Raw genomic sequence first — 578 nt, forward strand, 5'->3', positions numbered from 1 at the left:
TCCGCCGCCGCTCTGGCATGGGCCGGTGGCGGCGACCGCCTCGATCCCCCGGCGACGGGCGCGCCGCCGCCTCTGGCATGGAAGTTGCGCTCGATCAGGCCTGTACGCCTGAACGGCTCTGCCAGCGGAGCACGCCATGAAGCACATCACCTTCGCAGAATTCGAGAACCACGACGCAGCCGAGCGCGCGCGAGCGCTGCTGGCGCGGGCTCCCGAGCTGGATGTCCACGTCGACCTCATCGATCACACCCAGCACCTGCGCCAGGACGAGTTCGGCCACGGCCTGACCTCGGCTCGACGCGGCCTGCTGCAGGCCTCCCTCATCGGCCTGGTCTTCGGCGGCCTCGTCGGCGTCGCCCTCGTGTGGCCCTTGGGCCTGCTCCAGGTCCCCTGGGGCGTCTCCCTCATCGGCGGCGCCTTCGCCGGCGCCTTCTACGCAGGCCTCCACGGGGCGCTGATGGGCGGCAACAGCCCCATGCCCGAGCTGGAGGCCGAGGCCAAGGCCATCGACCCCGACCACGTCCTGCTGGCCGTCGAGGCCCGCGACGAGGAGGCGCTACGCCGCGCGGACGCCCTCG

1 protein-coding gene is annotated in these 578 nt (G+C 72.7%); it reads left to right on the forward strand.

Annotation, left to right across the window (positions count from 1 at the left end; translation table 11 throughout):
- Nucleotides 1-136 precede the first annotated feature (136 nt).
- Nucleotides 137-578 (forward strand): hypothetical protein (locus tag KDM41_18690; GenBank protein MCB1185452.1); only part of this gene is annotated, 442 nt, incomplete at its 3' end.

It is taken from the genome of bacterium (assembly GCA_020440705.1).
Taxonomy (GTDB): Bacteria; Krumholzibacteriota; Krumholzibacteriia; order LZORAL124-64-63; family LZORAL124-64-63; genus JAGRNP01.